Here is a 19,549-nt window from a genome sequence, read left to right as displayed (position 1 = left end):
CCTCTTACCTCCTAACGGCTCTCTCTTATCTTCGGGTCAAGCAGGCTGTAGGCGATGTCGGTAAGGACATTTCCTATCAGCACGGCTGCTGCTATCACTACGGTAATTCCCATGATCATGGGATAATCCCTGGCATTGATGGACTGCACCATCAGGCTTCCAAGCCCCGGCCAGCTGAATACCTGCTCTGCCACGACCGCACCGCCGAACATGAACGGTATCATGGTGCTGAGCACGGTAACCACAGGAATCAGTGCGTTCCTGAGACCGTGGATGATGACCACCCTTGGCTCTGTAAGGCCTTTGGCCCTTGCCGTCCTGATATAGTCCTCGCTGAATACCTCCATCATGCTGCCCCGCGTCTGCCTCAGTATACTGCCTATATTAAATATGGTCAGGACCAGACAGGGCAGGATCAGATGTTGGGCTGCCGAACCTACTGTATGTACTCCGGCATCATACATTCCTCCCATGGGCAGTACCCGAAGCTTAACTGCAAACACGTAAATCATCACAAGGCCCGTGAAGAAGGTAGGAGTGGATGCTCCCACAAAGGCAAAGCCGGATGAAGCGTAATCCCATGCAGAATAAGGCTTATACGCTGACATGATTCCAAGGGGTACTGCAATCAGAACTGATAAAACAGTGGATGAAAGGGTAAGTATCAGTGTGGGTCCCAATTTTTCCAGTACCTGTCCCAATACAGGAAGGCTGTTCCGGTATGAGATTCCCAGATTACCCTGCAGCATAGCTACAAGCCAACGGAAATACTGTATAATCGCCGGGTCATTCAACCCCATCTGCGTCTTTAAGGCTTCCATGCTCTCCTTGGTTGCCATGGGGTCAGCCATGAGCATCTCCAAAGGGCTGCCGGGAGCCATTGCAGAAATCAGATAGACAAGTACAGTTATTCCGAAAAAGGTGGGAATCGCTACCAACAGACGTTTGACTGTGTACTTAAACATGTTGTTTATCGACCTCCGTATTTCCGTGATACTTCTTAATAGTAGCTGCGTGCCTGAACTTTAAGAATATCATTGTTATATCACTGATAATATCACAAGACGACAAAATGTCAATGGTTTCGAGTATTTCTTAATAATATTTAGTCATAATGCTCATATTTTTGATGTTTTATTGTAAAAAGCGACAAAAAATTAAATAAAGCGTTAAAACTATTGACTAAATTATTTTTACATGCTTAAATAAGTACCAGTTATTCCTGCGTGCCTGGATAAAATCAGAATATCCATTGATTTTATTTAAGGAGGATTTTACAATGTCTATCAAACACAACGAACCTAAATTTACCGACCCAGCAACCATGGCCTGCCGCGGTGCCGTAGAGCACAGGGCAACCTGGATGGCCCTTCTTTATGACCAGGCCAAAAAGCAGGGCGCTGACGCCGAGAAGATGTGCCGTGAAGCAATCCGCAAGTGCGGCCACATCCACGGTGACAATATGTACAAGCCACAGTGCGAAGACCCTGAAAGCGCAGCCGATTTCGGCAAGGCGTTCTTCAGCGGACAGGGCGCAAGGAACATGGAGATTGATGTCCTGGAAGCAACCCATGACGACCTGGTTGCAGAGTTCCGTCAATGTCCCCTTGTACAGGCCTGGGAGAAGCTGGGCTACGAGGGCAAGGAACTGGAGCTGCTCTGTGACATGGCCATGGATGGTGACCGCGGCATTGCCGACCAGATGGGACTGACCCTGGATATCACCAAGACCATTGCTGCAGGCGACGGATGCTGCCATCTGCATTTCCACAAATAAAACCGATCCAACAAGCCATGCTGCCATTTTCATATGGCAGCATCTTTTATTATCCGCATGATAGTGGTATCATATGGGTATCCTACCGGTAGTGTCCATACAGGATGACAGGAGGGACCGTGCCGGCAGAATGGATTTTACCGGCTGCATTCCATGCAGTACGGAAAACAGGAGGAATAACATGAACCAGAACGTGAAAGACAGATTTCTAACGTACGTAAGCTTCGACACCCAGTCCGACAGCGCCAGCACAGCGGTGCCGTCCACTGAAAAGCAGCTGAAGCTGGCTGCATACCTGGCGGACGAGTTAAAAGGACTTGGCCTTCATGATGTGGAGATGGACCAGTACGCCTGTGTCTACGCACACATCCCGGCCTCTGCCGGGTGCACCAGGCCGGGACTTGCCCTGATTGCACATATGGATACGGCCATGGACATGTCGGGAGCCAATATAAAGCCCCGTATTGTGGCCGGCTATGATGGAGGGGATATCGTCCTCAACCAGGAAAAGAATATTGTCACCAGGGTTTCCGATTATCCCAGCCTGGCACAGTTTAAGGGCCAGGACCTGATTGTCACGGACGGCACCACCCTGCTGGGCGCGGACGACAAGGCAGGGGTTGCGGAAATCATGACCCTGGCACAGTTTCTGATGGAACACCCGGAACATCCCCATCCGGGAATCAGCATCCTTTTCACCCCGGATGAGGAGATTGGCCGGGGCGCGGACCATGTGGATGTGAAGAAACTGGACGCTGCCTACGGATATACGGTGGACGGCGGGATCCTTGGGGAATTTTCCTACGAAAACTTCAATGCCGCCGGAGCAGTCGTGACGGTCCACGGCGTGACCGCGCACACCGGCTATTCCAAGGGCGTGCTTAAGAATGCCATCCTCATGGCCATGGAATACCAGAACCTGCTTCCGGTTTATGAAACCCCTGCATGCACCGAGGGACGGGAGGGTTTCTTCCACCTGGACCGCATGGAGGGATGCACGGAGACAGCCACCATGAAGTACATCATCAGGGACCACGATTACGGGCATTACATGGAACGCCAGAAATTGATGAAGGACGCTGCCCAATACCTGAACAGGAAATACGGTGAGGGAACCGTGGAAATCCAGATAACGGAAAGCTACCTGAACATGTATGAGAAGATAAAAGACCATCAGGAAATGATTGACCATGTATTCACCGCCATGGAAAAGGCCGGTGTCACGCCCATTGTGGACCCGATCCGTGGAGGCACGGACGGATCCCGCCTATCCTACATGGGGCTGCCCTGCCCCAACCTCTGTACCGGAGGACAGAACGGACATGGACGTCATGAATTTGTATCCGTACAGTCCATGGAAAAGGTGGTTGAAATCCTTAAATATCTGGTTGAGCTGTATGCTTAAGAAGTCAAAGGGAGAAAGCGGTCCGCCGCTTTCTCCCTTTATTGTACATATCTTATGTGCTGCCCTGCACCGTCCCTGCGCAGTTCTTATCAGCATATCAGCAGCCCTGCGCTGTCCCTGCAACAACCCTTATCAGCAGATTAGCAGCCCTGCGCTGTCCCTGCAACAACCCTTATCAGCATATCAGCAGCTCCGTGCCGTCCTTGCAGCCAGCCTCACCTTATTAAGGTCCTGCTCAGTAGCCAGCGTACAGTCGGCGCCCAGGATCAGGCCCTTCCTGCCAAAGTCAGAGATGACCTTCCTCACTTCTGCCTCTATCCCGGCATCGCTTCCGTCCACCAGTACGCCGTGGCGGTTGGGAAGTCCTCCCATAAGGGTCTTGCCGCCAAAAAGCTCCCTGCCTTTTTCCAGGTCATAGGGCACCTCGAATACACCCCAGTTCACAACATCCGCGTAAGGGGCATAATCCCTGTATCTCTCCATGTTCAGGCCATCCTTGCAGATGTGCAGGAAGCAGTATCCGCCCGCATCCTTAATCGCCTTCATGACCTGGATTTCAAAAGGCTTGATCCATCTTGCAAATTCCTCATCGGTAAAGAAGCACTCCTCGCCGCCCAAGGAGGCGTAATAGACAGAATCCAGGCCCGCCTCTATGTAACTCCTCGCCAGGTCGCAGAGCACATCCGTGATGCGCTGCATGGCGGACAGCATCTTCTCCTCGTCCCACCGCAGGAAATCCACCTGCATCTGCCTTGCAGCAAAGTAGTTGACCCCGGCCTGCTCAATGGGATGGATGCCGGACGCGCAGATACCGTGAAGGGTTCCCATGGTAAACACATCCTTGTCACAGCCGGCCAGGATTTCTTTTGTCAGCGCCATCTGGTCCTTCATGAACCCATCTTCCATGGTCATCCGGGGAATCAGCCTGTTGTAGTCATCCGGGGTATGGATTGTCCCAAACACAGGAATCAGGTTCTCATTCATGATCTTGCATATATCCGTATCCGTGTCCCGGAAGAAATCAAGGTGGGCCTTCACACTAGCCTCCCCCCTCTTTTTATCCTCCGGGAAATGAAGGGAAAAGCCGGACGGAATCCCGTCTATGTCCTTCTGCTGGATTGCTGCGATTACTCGTTCTCTCTTGGTCATGGTTCAATCTCCTTTTCTTCTTGTTTGTCTTTGGGATGCCAGCAAACACTCTGGTATATCTGCATGCCCAGCCTATAATGATGTTTCCTTTAATATATCACTGATATTATCAGCTATCAAGGGTTTTTATTTATTTCTGCATATTCAACACATGTACGGTCTGTTTTTTATGCACTATATACAAATACAGTGAACAGGCCGCGCCTATTCACTGTACTTCTTATCCCTGCCGGCCATATTCACTTCCAGCTCGTATTTCTCACCTACAATACTCAGACGGTCCGCGCACACCGGGCGTCCGGACACATCCTAACTCAGGATGAACCTGTCAATGGCATAGGCCACGCCTTCCTCTTCATTGGACTTTGTCACAAAGTCACACACCTTCTTCACTGCCTCCTGGGCATTGGCCATGGCAATCCCCAGTCCTGCGTACTGTATCATGGAAATGTCATTGAGGCCGTCCCCGCATGCTGCAATCCCTTCCCTTTCAAGCCCCAGCAGCAGGCGCAGACGTTCCAGGGAAGAAGCCTTGTCAATATCCTTTGGCATGATTTCAAGAAAGTATGGTTCTGAGCGGTAGATGCTTAACTGGCTGCCAAAATATCCCTTCAGCTTCTCCTCAACCGTGGCAAGATACCCGCCGTCAGCTGCCACCAGGCATTTAACAACCGGGAACGTGACATATTCCAGGAAGTTCCCAACCCCCTTTACCTTCATTTTATTAATAAATGATTCTTTGTCCACGTACGCGTCACGGGGATTCTCAGTAATGATTGTATCCCCCTCATATGTCATCAGCGCCACGTCCAGGCCGCGGACCTGGCTGTAAATCCCACTGATGGCCTTGTAGGGAATTGTCTTTTCATATATGGTTTTTCCTGTGGAACAGTCCACAATCCTTCCTCCGTTATAGGACAGGATAAATCCTCCATACCGTTCCAGTTCCAGTTCCTTTGCCGTAGGCACCACCCCATAGGTAGGCCGTCCCGATGCCAGGACCACTTTTACTCCGGCTTTCTGCATGCGCAGGATTGTATGTTTTGTGTGTCCTGTTATCTCCTTCTTTTCATTGGTCAGTGTCCCGTCTATATCCAGGACCAATAGCTTGTATTTCATATCTGTTCCTTTCCCCAAAGGAGTCGCCCCGCACATGATGCGGGGCGACTCCTGCTGTCCATTCAGATCCGGCGGCATTTCCCCAGATTCCTATTGATTCATAAGATTAATATTCCATCTGGCGGTAATATCTCCTGGTTGTAAGAGGATGGTTCCGCTCCTTCTCCAGATGGCAGCTTAAGCGCTCCGTGATTGCATACATTACCATGGGTGACACAATCTTCCTGTACACTGCCTGGGTAAACGGAAGCTCTATCTCCTTGGTGTCAAATACATTGATGACCTTTGTGACCTTCTGGGAGAAGTTCAGGACACGGTCCATAAGGGACCTTGTCTCATCTTCCCCGTAGAACAGGATCAGGCTTGTATCTTCCTCCACCAGTTCCAGGGTTCCATGGAAATACTCTGCTGCGTGGATGGATTTTGTCTTAATCCACTGCATTTCCTCCAGGATACACATTGCATAATCGTAGGCTTCCCCCCAGAGCATCCCTGCTCCGATTACCATGTGGTAATCCGTATCCTTATGCTGCGCTGCCATTGCTGCGCATCTGTCCTCGTACTGCTCCTTGGCCTTAACCAGATATGGGACAACCGCCTCATACTGGCCCAGGAACTCATCATAGTCATCAAATTCCCCTGCGTTTTTCTTAAAACGGCTCAGGAGGATGATCATATAGGTATAGATGGCTTCACACAGACAGTCATCCTCTGCAAAGCTTGCAAACTTATAATCCGCATACTCACAAACCGGCGTATTGTCATTGGAAACATACACCATGGTCCTTGCCCCGGCTTCCTTACAATACTTTGCCGCTGCCACGATTTCCTTTGTATTCCCGCTTCTGGTGGAGAACACACAGACAGAATCCTTGGTGAACTTCTTATGCCCTGCTGCCATGAACTCGGCTGCAATCACGCTGTATGTATCAATATCCGACGTAGTATCCAGCCAGTACTTCATGGGCAGCGAATGTGCATAGGTTCCGCCGCATCCTATGAAGAAAATATTGGTGTAGCCCTGTGCGCAGATTTCATCCACTGCTTTCTCAATCTGTGGCCTTAAGGCGATTGCATCCCCTACCACCTTTTCATAACGTGGAACATTGAAGTTAAACATGTTTTTCTACCTCCTGTAATATGAAATAGTTCGTTATATATTGTCCTATGTCGTTATAATATAACATATAATATATTTTGTAAAGTACTTTTTTAAGCTTTTTAGATTCCAACGCCTAAAAACCGTAAAATGCGCTCCATATCTTCCGGGCTGGATACCACCAGTTCCAGCTCATCGATATAGTCCGTGTTGAGAATGGACGCCATCGCCATATACTGGGTCAGCCTTGACTTCAGGTTGATCCGGTCACCTTCCGAAGATATAAGTTCCACCCTTCCCGTACACTGGTCAATGACATGAAAGAAACCTTCCACATCTTTTATATTCTTAAGCTTCATCCGACCGCCTCATTTCATAAAAACTGTTTTACATAGTTGAATCCTGATTCCGTGGCCTCATGGGGATTGGTACAGCAGGACGTGTCCCCGATTTCCAGGGTAATGTACCTGTCATATCCCAGCCGTTCCAGTTCGGCAATGTAAGCGCCTATGGGATGCTCCCCTGTGCCGCAGGGTACATGGCCCGCAGGGGTTCCGTCCGTCATGTGGAAATGGCATATCCGCCCCGGAAACGCCTGGAAGAACTCTGATATGCTGCTGCCGCAGGTGCGCATGGGAACCGTATCCAGGCATAACTTAAAACATGGATCCTGGATTTCCTCCATCATGCGCCTGGTGGACGCAAAGTCATTGACCAGGTTACTCTCAAATCTGCCCAATATCTCAAAGGCCAGCGTGATTCCTGCCTTTTTTGCACGCTCCACCATGGACCACAGGCTTTCCACGGAACGTTTCCACGCATCCTCCCTGTCCTGGTCATAATCTCCCCATCCGGCGCAGCACAGCATTTTATCCGCACCCAGTTCCGCTGTCTGACCGATGTATTTATAAAAATACTCCAGGCTGAACTGTCTCAGTTCCTTATCAGACGATGCGATATTGTGAGGATACAGCACCTGCTCCGGGGTCAGGCAGACAATCTTAAGGCCCCTGGCTTCCACCTCTTTCCTGAGTTTACCCGCATCGCTGAGGCTTTGGATGAAATTACAGAAATGGGGGGCGCCGGCCCAAAGCTCAAACTGTTTTACCCCCATCCGCTCCAGCGAATCCAGGAAGTATGTAAATGAATATCTGTTATATACCATGTTCATGGCTGCCAGTTGGTTCAGTCCTAATTTTCCCATATTTCCTCCAGATATTTATTTCAGCATATCCTTTGAATAGTAGCCGCTGTCAAAAAGCAGTTCATCGCAGTTATCTTTATCAAGGGCCTTCGGTATGACCAGGGTTGCCTTCACATCCTTTACCCCATTGTTGAATGTGGTGTAATTCTCAAGCTTTGGTTCTTCCCCTTTTACAAGGCTGTCAATCACGTCAGCCGCATTTTTTGCCAGCACGCTGATGTCCTTAAACACGGTCATGGTCTGCTCTCCGGCCAGAATGGACTTGATGGAGGCAATGTCACAGTCCTGTCCGGTGGTAATAGGAAGGGGCATGTCGGAGGAACCATAGCCAACGGATTTAAGGGAAGAGATTGCACCCAGGGCAATTCCGTCATTCTGGGTCAGGACAGCATCCACACGTTTGTCCGTATAATAGGTGCTCAGAATGGAATCCATCCTGGACTGGGCCTTGGAGCCGTCCCATTCCGGCGTGCCGCAGACTGCAAATTCAATCTGGCCGCTGGGAACCACCAGGCTGCCGTCCTCCAGATATGGCGAAAGCACATCCATGGCCCCTTTATAAAAGTAGGTAGCGTTATTGTCAGCAGGGTCGCCTGCGACAATCTCAATATTAAAAGGCCCCTTGCCTTCTGCAACGCCCAGATGGTCAACGATATACTGGGCCTGGCAGGCCCCGATTCCCTCCAGATCATCTGCGCTGTAGTAATCGATATATTCCGTGTTCAGGCACAGGGAATCATACGAAATGACCGGGATATTATTTTCATGGGCAAGCTCTATGACCTTTGTCATGGAAGAGCTGTCAAAGGGTGATATGATCAGGCCTGCCACCCCGCTGGTAATCATGTTTTCAATGGAAGAGGCCTGGATGTTGGCATCGCCTTTGCCAAACTGGACATTTACCTCATAGCCCATCTCTGTCAGGTATTTTGTCAGATATTCCTGGTCCTTCTGTGTCCTGGCCAGGTCCTGGGTTGGGAGGGATACCCCGATGACCTTCTTTTTTGAGCTGCTGCAGCCGCCCAGGGCCATTGCCGCCATGCCCAGTACCATACATGTCACCATCAGTCTTCTTACCGTCTTCTTCATCTTTTTTCCTCCTTAATTTTTACCTTTTGCTTTGGCTCTGATATCAAATGTTACTGCCAGTAAAAGAATGAAACCTTTTATTACCTGCTGCATATCCGTTCCAATCCCCAATATGGACATACCGTTGTTAAGGACCGCCATGACCGCGGCACCTGTAATCACGCCGATGATGCTGCCGGCGCCTCCTGAGGCCGCACATCCGCCTATGTAACAGGCCGCGATGGCATCCAGCTCGTATGAGGTCCCGGCCTTGGAGGTGGCCACATTCAGGCGGCTGGTAACCACAATGCCCGCAATGGTAGCCATGAAGGAACAGTTTACATATACAAGGAACATGATGAGCTTAGTCTTTACCCCCGACAGCCTGGCTGCATCCGAGTTCCCCCCGACCGCGTACACATGACGGCCAACCGGCGTCTTATCCGCTATATATGTATAAATCAATGCAACAATAATCAATATGATCAGAATAAAGGGAATCCCACGGTACATGCCCAGTCCCATAAGGATGGCGCCCACTGCCAGCAGCACGGCTGCCAGCTTTGCCGCCATGATCCCGGTGGAAGATACCTCGAACCCGTATTTAATCCTTGCTTTCCTCCTGTTCTTCTCCGCGAGGATAATGGCTGCCGCTGCCACTGCAAACAGCAGGACGCACAGGAGATTGACACCGCCGGCTTTCATATCCGTCCCTACAAAGCCAGAAGAGAAATACTGGAAGCTTTTGCTGAAGGGCGACAGGGACTGTCCCTGCAGGATTACCATGGTCAGGCCCCGGAAGATAAGCATGCCGGCCAGCGTTACAATAAACGGCGGTATATTTAAGAACGCGATGAAACAGCCGTGGAACACGCCGATCAATAAACCGAATAACAATGTGACAACCACTGCCACAGGGGTCGGTACACTGTGTTCCACAATCATGAACCCCAGCAGTGCCCCGGAAACACCCACTACCGAACCTACCGATAAATCCACATTACCTGTCAGGACACAGAAAAACATGCCGATTGACAAAAAGATAATGTAACTGTTCTGCATGAATATATTGCTGATGTTCATGGGCTTAAAGAGCACCCCGCCTGTTACGATCCCGAAAAACAATGTGATAAGCACCAGCGCTATTATCATTCCATACTGCCTCAAATTGATGGCAGGAATCTTTTTATTATTTTTCATGACTTAACCCACCTTACTATTCTGCATGATTGCATTCATTATATTGACCTGAGCAATCTCATTTCCTTCCAGTTCACCGACCACACACCCTTCATTCATGATGTATGTGCGGTCACACATCCCAAGTATCTCCGGCATGTCGGATGAGATCAGTATGACTGACTTGCCTTGGCCGACCATCTCATTCATCACCTGGTATATCTCGTATTTCGCCCCCACGTCTATGCCACGGGTAGGTTCATCCAGGATCAGCACGTCCGAACCTGCCAGTACCCATTTGCTGAATATGACCTTCTGCTGGTTCCCGCCTGAAAGCTTGGATACATCCTGTTCCACGTTATAGCACTTGATACTCAGTTTTTCCCTGTATTCATTTGCAACCACCACCTCCTTATTGCTGTCAATGGTGCCCCTGTCCACAAAGTTCCCCAGGCTGGGCAGGGTGATGTTATTGGTAATGGACTGTCCCTGTATCATCCCATATACATGGCGGTCTTCTGATACATAGGCAATCCCGTTCCTGATGGCCTCCGGCACATTGCGGACCTGTATGGGTTTCCCATTCATCCGCAGTTCCCCCGATATATCCGTTCCGTAGCTTCTGCCGAAAACACTCATGGCCAGTTCTGTCCTGCCTGCCCCCATCAGCCCTGCAATCCCAAGCACCTCCCCCTTCCTCACATACATGTTGATGTTGTGAAGTATCTGTTTTCCTGCGATTACAGGGTCATATACATTCCAGTTCCTGATTTCCAGGCTTACATCGCCAATGGCGCTGTCCCTGGCCGGGAACCGGTTGGTCAGCTCCCTGCCCACCATCCCCTTGATGATGCGGGCTTCGCTTATCTCATCCACCCCTTTGTATAGTGTCTCTATGGTTTCCCCGTCGCGGATGATGGTAATTGCATCACAGACCTTTGTGACCTCCCTCAGCTTGTGGGAAATCAGGATGGACGTAATGCCCTGTTCCTTGAATTCCTGTATCAGGTTCAGCAGGGTGTCGCTTTCCTCATCATTCAGGGCAGCCGTAGGCTCATCCAGGATAAGCAGCTTCACATTCTTTGATATGGCCTTGCAGATCTCAACCAGCTGCTGTTTCCCCACACCGATGTTCTGTATCAGGGTATCCGGGCTTTCATGGAGTCCGACGATGTGCATGAAGCGTGCTGCCTCCTGCCTGGTCCGGTTCCAGTCAATGGACACGCCCTTTTTTATCTCATTTCCAAGATAGATGTTCTCCGCAATGGAAAGGGCCGGTATAAGGGCAAGGTGCTGGTGGATGATTACGATTCCTTCTTTTTCACTGTCACCAATGGAGCGGAACCTGCATTCCCTGTCATTGTAATAAAAGTTCCCCTCATACGTCCCATGCGGATATACCCCGCTGATGATGTTCATGAGGGTGGACTTGCCTGCTCCATTTTCACCGCACAGTACGTGAATCTCCCCGCGTCTTACATTCAGCGAGACATTCTTAAGCGCCGTCACATTGCCGAACCGCTTTACGACCTTGTCAATCCTGAGTATGTAATCTTCTGGCATCCAGGTGCCTCCTTTCAATCATGCTTCACCCATTATCTCTACGTAGACCGTCCTGCTCTGGGCCCCGTCAAATTCACAGAAAAAGATTTCCTGGGCATCCCCCCGGACGATTTTCCCCTCAGATACCGGGAAAACCACGTGATTGCCCGTGAGCATGGCCCTCAGATGACCGGTTGGGTTTCCGGCCGTTGTGCCGTAGGAATGGAGCATCCTGCTGTGGGCATAGTGCCCATATTCCGGAACCAGCCTCCACATCATATCCTTCATATCGCTCTGCAGGCATTCCAGGGCCTCATTGGCAGTGATGCCTGTTGTTGTGTGGGCCGTCATCACAAGGGCCATCCCGTCCTTAATCCCAGACTGCCCCACCAGGTCCACCACCCGGTCCGTTATATTGATGAAATCATTATATTTTGTTGTATGGATCACAAACTTCTCTAACCTAACCATGCCTGTTCCCTCTCTCCCAGGAAGACCAACGCGTTGTCCTCTGTTATGAGTTCCACGGTTTCCTCCCGTAAACCAAGTCTTTTTAAAGCCGCCAGCATCCTCATCTCCTCAAACCTGGGCATATTGGAACCAAACATCACCTTGTGGCGCAGGCTGCGGTCCAGCCACCCATATCCCAGTTCCTGTTTAAACAGATACTCGTAAAATTCATAGGCGCTGTCAAAATACAGGGCCGACGTATCCGCATATACATTGGGATACTTGAGGATCATCATGGCTGTCTCCTTCACCCATGGGAATCCCATATGCGCCAGGCAGAACCGGAGCTCAGGGAAATCCAGCGCAACCTCCTCGAAGTTCAGGGGATGGGAGTACTTTGCCAATGTTCCCGGCTGCCATGTGAAGCCTGCATGGAACAGGATGGGCCTGTTATATTTCACGCAGATATCGTAAAGCCCGTACATTTTTTTATCATTGGGATAAAAGCCCTGTTTGGAAGGGTGGAGCTTCAGTCCAGACAGGTTCAGTTCCCTGAACGCATGTTCCAGCTTTTCCCCCGCATCCTCCTGTTCCGGGTCCACGGAGGCAAATCCATAGAACATCCCCTCCCCCAGCTCCACCAGATCCTTCATTTCCTCGTTGGAAATCCTGTCGCCGGACACGGTGGAGTAATCATGCGGAAGAAGGAAACACCGGTCCACCCCGGATGACTTCATCCGTTCCTTAATCCGCTCCACCTCTGCAACCCCGGTCTTATAATATGCCATATCGTTCCTGCGCCTCTCGGCCAATTCCTCATCCCCGCAGACCTCTTTTATGAACGCGGGATGATAATGTACATCGATTACCATATTGTCCTCCTTATTCCACCCCTTTATGATCCCGTATGAACCCATCTACTTCTTCCCTGTGCAACGCACCTTCCATAGGTCCTACATGCATGGCCTGGAGCGCGCCTGCCGCATTGGCCAGCGTACCCGCATCCCGGATGCATTGTCCCTCCAAAAGACCTGTAATGAACCCGGCGCAGAATGAATCCCCGCATCCCGTTGGATCCTTCTCCTCTATGTGGAATGCCGGGATATGGCATACGCCTTCCTCTGTATAGACATCACAGCCCCCGCTGCCTCTTTTCAGCACCACGGTCTTCCCCTTGGCTGCCAGGCCTTTACATGCCTCCTCGTCCGTATCCGTGCCCATCATCTGCATGGCTTCCCCTTCACTGGGCAGGATAAGGTCGGCCCTGGCTATGAACGGCTCCATGATATCCATGATGCCCGGCTGGTCATCCACGAAATTAGGGTCAAGACATACCCTGCTTTCGGCCGGTATTGCCTCCAGCAGCCTGAGCATTGCCTTTCGCCTGACCCCGTCGGATGCTATGCTGAGCACTTCCCCGCTGAAGTGTACCCACCTTGCCTCCTTCACGGCCTCAAGACAGATGTCGCTTTCATTAAAATCAGAAAATGCAGTGTGCTCCATTACATTCAGGTACTCCCGTTTCCCATCCTTCCCGTATCTTACAAAAACAATTGCCGTGGATGCTCCTTCCACCCTCCTTACATATGAAAGGTCAATCCCATCCTGCCTCAGGCGGTTTAACACCACGTCTGAAAATGCATCCGTGCCCGCGGTTCCCAAAAAGCAGCACTTCAAACCCAGCCTGGACGCAACATCTAAAACAATACATGTATCTCCGCTTGGATAAGGGCCGGTAAAATCAGCTGGCTCTTCAAAGGTTACCCCTCTCTCCTTCCGCATGATTTCTACAATGGGAAATTCGGCTGTTAACAAATCATACTTCATTGTTCCACCTCCAACATTGTTTATTGTCCTCATATGTCATAATACATTCTAATACACTATTTGTCAATATATAATATAAAATTAAAATATCTTTTTATTTTATAGTACTTTTTACTATGTTGTTTTATATTGTATTAATACATATCTTAATACAATACAGGAGGGGGTGCCTTGTTTACGCCGTATCATCTTGCCAAAAGCTGATTTATGTTGTATTATAATGTATTAAGAAAGGATTTTTGCCAAAGACTATTTTGGTATGATTAAGGTGAAGCATATGTTTAATTTCGATTCAAACAGCATTGACCCCACCAGCATGATTCCTCTGTACAAGCAGGTCGCCAATGTGATAACCGAAGAGATTAACATGGGAAACATAGCCGCTGGAGAAAAACTCCCCTCCGAACTCCTGCTCATGAAGGTCTTCAATGTCAGCAGGGTAACCGTCCGGGGGGCTATCCTGGAATTGGTGTCGGACGGGCTTTTAGTCCGCAGTCAGGGGAAGGGAACCTTCGTGGCTCCAAAGAAAAAGCTTCAGTCGGCCAATGATACCACAGGACTTACCGAGTCCTGCAGGCGCCTGGGCAAGGAACTGCACTCCCAGGTACTCTCTGCCGGTTACTCCTATGCGACAAAAGCTGAATGTGATTTCCTGAAAATTGATGAAAGTGAACAGATTATAGAAGTGGTACGCTTAAGATTTATTGACAGACGCCCCACGGTAATTGAGACATCCCACTTTTTAAAGAAATATGATTTCCTCCTGCATGAGAATCTGGAAGGTTCCATCTTTGAATGTTTTAACAACCATGGAATATCCGTACATACCAGCCAAAGGACGCTGGAGATATCCACCTCCACCGCCTATGAGGCAGAACTGCTGGAAACCAGACGCGGCTCCTCCCTGCTGCTGTTCAGGGATTTCCAGTCAGGCGGGTTTGATACCCCTCTGTTTGTGGCAAAACAGCTGTATAATACGCAGGATATGGTTTTTTATTTATAGGGTGTTGTGCCGGTTCCCTATGAAGATAAACAGAAGGTCAAAAAAAGGACTTCATACATCCCTGCATGAAGTCCTCTGAATCTGCTGTTAATATAAATTAATCACAGGTATATGGCATAAGAGCAATATGACGTGCACGCTTAATAGCTACAGTCAGTGCCCTCTGATGCTTTGCACAGTTGCCGGTGATACGACGGGGAAGGATTTTACCTCTCTCGGATACGTATCTCTTTAACTTGTTAACATCCTTGTAATCAATTGTGCCGTTCTTATCGCCACAGAATACACAAACTTTTTTTCTTCTGCGCATTCCGCCTGGTCTTCTCATCTTAGCGCCATCTGGTCTATCTGTTTTATTAAATGCCATTGGTGTTGTCCTCCTTTATTATTCAACCATGGAACATCCTAGTTAAATGGAAGCCCTTCGTCCTCCACTCCATCCGGAATGTTCATAAACCCATCACCAATCGCACTGGTAGGAGCCGGTCTCTGAGATGGTGCTGACTGCCCATAGCCGCCGCCCATGTCAGATGCTGCGCCCTTACTGTCTGCGAATTCCTGGTCATCAAGGATGACCTCGGTGGTGTATACTTTCTGACCTTCTTTATTCACATAGCTTCCTGTCTGAAGTCTGCCGGATACAAGCACACGCATGCCCTGACGGAAATACTTCTCTGCAAATTCCCCTGCACGGTCAAATGCCACGCAGTTGATGAAATCCGCTGTCTGCTCCCCGCCATCCTGGCCTCTGCGTCCTCTTCTGTCTACAGCAAGGGTATACCTGGCAATAGCCATGGAACGCTCTCCCTGTGAATATCTGACTTCCGGGTCTCTTGTTAATCTTCCCATTAGGATCACTCTGTTCATACGGTCACTCTTCCTTTTTCTTCCCCGCAAAAGCGGGTTGGGTATATCTTATGCGTCTACCCTAACGCATAAGTATCTAATCACTGGTTCCATAATACGAATGTGTGCTTCAACTTCATTCGGGCATACAGAATCGGACTCAAACTGGATGAAGTAGTAGAAAGCTTCATGCATCTTCTGGATCTCATATGCAAGTCTCTTCTTACCCCATTCATCTACGTTGGTCACGGTGCCACCGAAACGTGTGATGTAACCTTTCACCTTTTCCAGTGCTGCTGCACGCTGATCGTCTTCAAGCTTCACATTCAGAACAACGGTTAATTCATACTTGTTCATCTTGCTTTACCTCCTTGTGGTCTCTGGCCCCTGCTTTCAGTAACAGGAGCAAGGATATGATATGTCACGGAGTATTATTTTACCAAACTCTTGGGACAAATGCAAGGAGTTTTTTGTTTTTCTTCAACTTTTTCTTCAATCCTCGTTTGTAAAATATCCGATTCGTATCCGATTGGACATCCGGTTTTGCCATACATTCATATGGTTTTCTTAGTCAGTCCCCTGGTGTTCTTCTCCACCAGCCTGCGGGCAACCATGATCTGGTGTCCGCAGCCCATGCATTTCAGACGGAAATCCGCGCCCACGCGGAGGATTTCCCATTCACTGCTGCCGCACGGATGGGGCTTTTTTAACTTTACAACATCTCCCACTTCGTAATTCAGCTTTTCCATTGTCTCACTTCTCCGGCTTCCATATTTATTATTTTATCTGTATACCGGCTAAAATCTGCTCAATACGTGCCAGTTCCTCCTGCCCAAATACCGTATTCTTTAAGGCTGCCACATTATCCTCTAACTGGCGGCAGCTGCTTGCCCCCACCAGTACGCTTGTGACCTCAGGACGCCGAAGGATCCAGGCCAGCGCCATCTGGGCCAGGGTCTGGTTCCTTTCCTTTGCGATGCAGTCCAGTTCCCGGATTCCCGCCAGCTTCTCCTCTGTCAGGTAATTCCCGCTTATGCTGGTGCCTTCCCTGGAGGCCCTGGAACCCTGTGGAATACCGTGCAGGTACTTATTGGTCAGCGCGCCCTGGGCCAGGGGGCTGAAGCAGATGCATCCTACCCCTTCCCGGTCCAAAAGCCCAAGAAGCCCGTCTTCCACCCACCGGTCCAGCATGTTGTAACGTGGCTGGTGCAGCAGGCATGGGGTGTGGTTGTCACGCAGGATCTTGATTGCCTTCTCCGCTTCCTCCTTTTTATAATTGGAAATGCCTACATACAAAGCCTTTCCCTGCCTGACCGCATCAGACAGCGCGCCCATGGTTTCCTCCAGAGGCGTCTCCGGATCTGGGCGGTGATGGTAAAATACATCCACATAATCAAGCCCCATCCGCTTTAAACTGGAATCCAGACTTGCCATCAGATATTTCCTGGAACCCCAATCCCCATAAGGTCCTGGCAGGAAATCATAACCTGCCTTGGTGGAAATGAACATCTCATCCCTGTACCGGCCCAGGTCCGACTTCAGGATAGCGCCGAAATTCTCCTCCGCCATCCCATTGGCCGGATGACCGTAATTATTCGCCAGGTCAAAATGCGTGATGCCCATATCAAATGCCCTGAACAGAATCTCCTTCTGTTCATCCAATGGTTTTTCCAGCCCAAAATTCTGCCACAGCCCCAGGGATATCCTGGGGAGAAGTACCCCGCTTCTTCCGCTACGCTTATATTCCATGGCCTCATATCTGTTTTCTGCTGCCTTATACATATGTATACTTCCTTTCTCTTTTTTCTTTTCCCGATTTATTCCCTATATAAAACCAAAAAAGATTGTCACGCTGCCCCCAATCCTTTTTAACCGTCCACCCCTGTCACGGTTCCCAGCACTTCCCCAATCCGGTCACTGATGACCAGATCCGCCTGGGAGTCACGGGAAGTAGCACCTTTGTTAATCAGTACCAGTTTATTTCCGCGGTAATAATCAATCAGCCCGGCCGCCGGATACACAACCAGTGATGTGCCGCCGATAATAAGCACATCGGCATTCCGGATGTATGTTACAGCCTTCTGTAAGGTCCGGTTGTCCAGTCCTTCCTCATACAGCACCACATCCGGCTTAATGACACCTCCGCAGCTGCAGTGAGGCACGCCGTCACACTTCACCACATAATCCAAATCATAAAACTCCCCGCATCTTGTGCAGTAATTCCTATGTACGGAGCCGTGAAGCTCCAGGACCTCCCGGCTTCCCGCCATCTGGTGAAGTCCGTCAATATTCTGCGTAATCACAGCCTTAAGCTTCCCCTGCCCCTCCAGATGCGCCAGGGCCTTATGGGCCGCATTGGGCCTGGCATCCGTAAACAGCATCCTGTCTTTATAGAAACGGAAAAATTCCTCGGGATACCTGACATAGAAGCTGTGGCTGATGATAGTCTCAGGCGGATACTTATACTGCTGGTTATAAAGCCCGTCCACGCTTCTGAAGTCAGGGATACCGCTTTCCGTTGACACCCCTGCGCCACCGAAAAATACGATATTGCTGCTGCCATCAATCCAATCCTTAAGCTGCTGCCATTTTTCATCCATAACTTACTTCCCCCTCCTTATGCTATGATAAAAGCTTATGCCATCATACAAGCTTATGCTATATAGAAGCCCTGCTATACAACCTCATCCAGGAAAACGCCTTTCAGCGGCTGTACATACCGCCACCAGTAAGGAATCTCCCCGCTATCCGCCTCCATGATTTCATCCAGCGGACGGTATCCCAACAGCCAGGCCGTCATTTGCTCAACCGTAAGTTCCAGAACCTCTGTGGATACCAGTGCATCACTGCCGCCTTCCGCAATCCCAAAGCCTTCCACGGTCCCGATTCCCTCTATCCGCCCAAGCCTGGAACCATCCGTCCCCAGCCTCCACCGCCAAAGTCCGTGATTGCCATCCACCAGGCGGTCCCTGATTCTTATCATAACCTCCATCCTTGGGCAGGGACAATCTTCATTCACGGAAATGACTTCCGCCATAGCCGCCACATCCGTGATACGTGCCATGATTGCAGGTTTAGCAGCCGGAAGGTCCTCCGGCGCCTGAATCCACTCATCCCTGTCACAATAAAGGAACCTCTGTTCCTGCTTTTCTTTACCCCAGACCGCCTTCAGGGCAGCCAGTTCCCCCTGCCCATCCAGGTATCCATACACCTGTCCGTCTTCACTGTCAAGCTCTGCCTGAAGCATCTGAAGATATGCGCTGTCACGCTCTGCATATACCTGGAAACGCCCCCCAAGCCAGCGGTTCATCCAGTCAGACAGATTCATCCTGCCTGGTGCCTTTAGCTGCATCTCCACCATAGCTACACCCGAGGCCTCTGCCTGCACCTCCGCCGCAGCCACATATGCCTCCTCTTCCCCGGCCTCATCCGCCGCCGCATCCAGGCGCAGCCCAATGGCCCGCACCCCTGCCGCCGCATCCTCCCGCAGCGTCCACATCGGCTGGTCAAAGACATATACAAACCCAAAGGGCCTGTAGATATCCGGGGAAGCCGGCATCAGGTAGCAGAAGGGCGTATGCGCCTCATGCATGTCCTGAAGCATTGTCACCAGAACATCCCTCATATGGCCCTGATGGCGGCTGTCTGAAGCGGTTGCCACACCCACGATATAGGGCAGGACATACATCCTGTCCCTGACCCTTACCTTATAAGGGTTCAGGTGCGCCATGGTCAGCATTTTCCCGCCTTCATCCTCCTTGACAATCACCTGGCTGTCCAAAATCTTCTTCCCAAAATAGTAATCCAAAAATGCCTCTGAGTCCTCAGGAAAAGCTTCCTTCCACAGCGGGATGCATTTTCCATACTCATCTCTGTTCAAA

General features: G+C 50.1%; 22 protein-coding genes. 3 read left to right on the top strand and 19 right to left on the bottom strand.

Annotation, left to right across the window (positions count from 1 at the left end):
* Nucleotides 1-11 precede the first annotated feature (11 nt).
* Nucleotides 12-965, bottom strand: a complete 954-nt coding sequence (locus tag LK536_RS42080) for an ABC transporter permease (RefSeq protein ID WP_008724476.1) — start codon at nucleotides 963-965, stop codon at nucleotides 12-14.
* A 314-nt stretch (nucleotides 966-1,279) separates the two neighbouring features.
* Between LK536_RS42080 and LK536_RS42075 the strand changes: the two genes are divergently transcribed.
* The gene (locus LK536_RS42075; RefSeq protein WP_227794462.1) at nucleotides 1,280-1,777 is read left to right on the top strand and encodes an L-2-amino-thiazoline-4-carboxylic acid hydrolase; all 498 of its coding nucleotides are present in this window, start codon (nucleotides 1,280-1,282) and stop codon (nucleotides 1,775-1,777) included.
* 181 nt (nucleotides 1,778-1,958) lie between these two features.
* The gene (pepT, locus tag LK536_RS42070; RefSeq protein WP_227794463.1) at nucleotides 1,959-3,182 is read left to right on the top strand and encodes a peptidase T; all 1,224 of its coding nucleotides are present in this window, start codon (nucleotides 1,959-1,961) and stop codon (nucleotides 3,180-3,182) included.
* A 183-nt stretch (nucleotides 3,183-3,365) separates the two neighbouring features.
* Here pepT and LK536_RS42065 read toward each other — a convergent pair whose 3' ends face one another.
* From LK536_RS42065 to LK536_RS42015, 11 genes are all read right to left on the bottom strand, one after another.
* The gene (locus LK536_RS42065; protein WP_025484084.1) at nucleotides 3,366-4,331 is read right to left on the bottom strand and encodes a uroporphyrinogen decarboxylase family protein; all 966 of its coding nucleotides are present in this window, start codon (nucleotides 4,329-4,331) and stop codon (nucleotides 3,366-3,368) included.
* A 309-nt stretch (nucleotides 4,332-4,640) separates the two neighbouring features.
* A complete protein-coding gene (locus tag LK536_RS42060) occupies nucleotides 4,641-5,450 on the bottom strand; it encodes a Cof-type HAD-IIB family hydrolase (RefSeq protein ID WP_227794464.1) in 810 nt (269 codons plus the stop codon).
* A 106-nt stretch (nucleotides 5,451-5,556) separates the two neighbouring features.
* Nucleotides 5,557-6,570, bottom strand: coding sequence for an SIS domain-containing protein (locus LK536_RS42055; protein WP_227794465.1), 1,014 nt, complete (start codon nucleotides 6,568-6,570; stop codon nucleotides 5,557-5,559).
* A gap of 101 nt (nucleotides 6,571-6,671) precedes the next feature.
* Nucleotides 6,672-6,908, bottom strand: a complete 237-nt coding sequence (locus LK536_RS42050; protein ID WP_008724463.1) for a hypothetical protein — start codon at nucleotides 6,906-6,908, stop codon at nucleotides 6,672-6,674.
* 14 nt (nucleotides 6,909-6,922) lie between these two features.
* On the bottom strand, nucleotides 6,923-7,753 hold the full coding sequence (locus LK536_RS42045) for a sugar phosphate isomerase/epimerase family protein (protein WP_227794466.1): 831 nt from the start codon (nucleotides 7,751-7,753) through the stop codon (nucleotides 6,923-6,925).
* 15 nt (nucleotides 7,754-7,768) lie between these two features.
* On the bottom strand, nucleotides 7,769-8,842 hold the full coding sequence (locus LK536_RS42040; RefSeq protein ID WP_008724459.1) for a substrate-binding domain-containing protein: 1,074 nt from the start codon (nucleotides 8,840-8,842) through the stop codon (nucleotides 7,769-7,771).
* Between the two features lie 12 nt (nucleotides 8,843-8,854).
* Nucleotides 8,855-10,021, bottom strand: coding sequence for a multiple monosaccharide ABC transporter permease (gene mmsB, locus LK536_RS42035; protein WP_008724457.1), 1,167 nt, complete (start codon nucleotides 10,019-10,021; stop codon nucleotides 8,855-8,857).
* Between the two features lie 3 nt (nucleotides 10,022-10,024).
* Nucleotides 10,025-11,563 carry an ATP-binding cassette domain-containing protein gene (locus tag LK536_RS42030; protein ID WP_025484090.1) on the bottom strand — a complete coding sequence of 513 codons (1,539 nt, stop codon included), beginning with the start codon at nucleotides 11,561-11,563 and terminating at the stop codon, nucleotides 10,025-10,027.
* An 18-nt stretch (nucleotides 11,564-11,581) separates the two neighbouring features.
* Nucleotides 11,582-12,013 (bottom strand): secondary thiamine-phosphate synthase enzyme YjbQ, encoded by a 432-nt coding sequence (locus tag LK536_RS42025; RefSeq protein ID WP_025484091.1) that lies wholly within the window; start codon nucleotides 12,011-12,013, stop codon nucleotides 11,582-11,584.
* Entirely contained in the window at nucleotides 12,001-12,864 is an 864-nt protein-coding gene (locus tag LK536_RS42020) for an amidohydrolase family protein (RefSeq protein WP_008724451.1), read from the bottom strand. Before LK536_RS42020 ends, LK536_RS42025 begins: the two co-directional genes overlap by 13 nt.
* A gap of 10 nt (nucleotides 12,865-12,874) precedes the next feature.
* Nucleotides 12,875-13,819, bottom strand: coding sequence for a carbohydrate kinase family protein (locus LK536_RS42015; RefSeq protein WP_227794467.1), 945 nt, complete (start codon nucleotides 13,817-13,819; stop codon nucleotides 12,875-12,877).
* A 259-nt stretch (nucleotides 13,820-14,078) separates the two neighbouring features.
* Here LK536_RS42015 and LK536_RS42010 point away from each other — a divergent pair, with 259 nt between their 5' ends.
* Entirely contained in the window at nucleotides 14,079-14,822 is a 744-nt protein-coding gene (locus tag LK536_RS42010) for a UTRA domain-containing protein (protein ID WP_506092140.1), read from the top strand.
* A gap of 97 nt (nucleotides 14,823-14,919) precedes the next feature.
* Here the strand turns inward: LK536_RS42010 and rpsR are convergent, their stop codons facing one another.
* From rpsR to LK536_RS41975, 7 genes are all read right to left on the bottom strand, one after another.
* The gene (rpsR, locus tag LK536_RS42005) at nucleotides 14,920-15,189 is read right to left on the bottom strand and encodes a 30S ribosomal protein S18 (protein ID WP_002568382.1); all 270 of its coding nucleotides are present in this window, start codon (nucleotides 15,187-15,189) and stop codon (nucleotides 14,920-14,922) included.
* Between the two features lie 38 nt (nucleotides 15,190-15,227).
* Nucleotides 15,228-15,689, bottom strand: coding sequence for a single-stranded DNA-binding protein (locus LK536_RS42000; RefSeq protein ID WP_008724437.1), 462 nt, complete (start codon nucleotides 15,687-15,689; stop codon nucleotides 15,228-15,230).
* 48 nt (nucleotides 15,690-15,737) lie between these two features.
* Nucleotides 15,738-16,025 carry a 30S ribosomal protein S6 gene (gene rpsF, locus LK536_RS41995; RefSeq protein WP_008724436.1) on the bottom strand — a complete coding sequence of 96 codons (288 nt, stop codon included), beginning with the start codon at nucleotides 16,023-16,025 and terminating at the stop codon, nucleotides 15,738-15,740.
* A gap of 197 nt (nucleotides 16,026-16,222) precedes the next feature.
* Nucleotides 16,223-16,417, bottom strand: a complete 195-nt coding sequence (locus LK536_RS41990; RefSeq protein WP_120056588.1) for a DUF951 domain-containing protein — start codon at nucleotides 16,415-16,417, stop codon at nucleotides 16,223-16,225.
* Nucleotides 16,418-16,445: 28 nt separating this feature from the next.
* Nucleotides 16,446-17,450 (bottom strand): aldo/keto reductase, encoded by a 1,005-nt coding sequence (locus tag LK536_RS41985; protein WP_008724432.1) that lies wholly within the window; start codon nucleotides 17,448-17,450, stop codon nucleotides 16,446-16,448.
* Between the two features lie 86 nt (nucleotides 17,451-17,536).
* Nucleotides 17,537-18,268, bottom strand: coding sequence for an NAD-dependent protein deacylase (locus LK536_RS41980; RefSeq protein ID WP_120056587.1), 732 nt, complete (start codon nucleotides 18,266-18,268; stop codon nucleotides 17,537-17,539).
* Between the two features lie 74 nt (nucleotides 18,269-18,342).
* The gene (locus LK536_RS41975; RefSeq protein ID WP_235712027.1) at nucleotides 18,343-19,548 is read right to left on the bottom strand and encodes a GNAT family N-acetyltransferase; all 1,206 of its coding nucleotides are present in this window, start codon (nucleotides 19,546-19,548) and stop codon (nucleotides 18,343-18,345) included.
* Nucleotide 19,549: the final 1 nt, after the last annotated feature.

It is taken from the genome of Clostridium pacaense, from assembly GCF_020709765.2.
Classification (GTDB): Bacteria; Bacillota; Clostridia; order Lachnospirales; family Lachnospiraceae; genus Enterocloster; species Enterocloster hominis.
This window is presented reverse-complemented; position numbering and strand designations above follow the sequence as displayed.